The organism is Oleiphilus sp. HI0132 (genome assembly GCF_001635845.1).
Window position 1 is genome coordinate 1 of record NZ_LWGJ01000019.1, and the last position, 667, is coordinate 667.

1 protein-coding gene is annotated in these 667 nt (G+C 42.0%); it reads left to right on the forward strand.

The features are described 5' to 3' along the window. Positions 1-59 precede the first annotated feature (59 nt). A partial coding sequence (locus A3766_RS00395) for a DEAD/DEAH box helicase (RefSeq protein ID WP_369808583.1) occupies positions 60-667 on the forward strand: 608 nt, incomplete at its 3' end.

The window sequence follows — 667 nt, forward strand, 5'->3', positions numbered from 1 at the left end:
AGTTTACTAAAGAAGATTATCGTAATGATTACGAAACGTTTCTTAAACAGCACCCACTCATATTAAGTGCTACCCATTCGCTCAGAGGGTGCGTGGATCGTGGGACACTTCTGGATTATCTAATAATTGATGAAGCCTCTCAGGTAGATCTGGTAACTGCTGCAATTTCGTTGTCATGCTGCAAACGTCTTGTGGTCGTGGGCGATCTAAAGCAAATATCCAATTTTGCATCAGAGGCCGCTCTTGACCAGAAAGCCGAAGTAGAAGATGAATATCCGGTTGAAGAGCATTATAACTTTTACGACAACAGCATAATGTCTTCGTTGCTCAAGACTTATGGCGATCGATTACCTAAAACGATGTTAAGAGAGCACTATAGGTGTCATCCAGCGATTATTGGGTTTTGTAATAAACAGTTCTACAACGATCAGCTGTTAATTATGACCGAAGAAGGTGAGAGGAAAGACCCGTTCCTGGTTTTTCCGCTTGTGGCCGGAAATCACGCAAGGAAGTTGTTTGATGAACCGGGGCTGTTTAGTGAAAGAGAGATCTCAGTTATTAAGGATGAGGTGCTGACTGAACCTCGATTAGCGACACAAGATTCAGATGAAATTGGGATAATCGCTCCTTATAGAAAGCATATTGAGCAAACTAGGAAGTGTTTAGA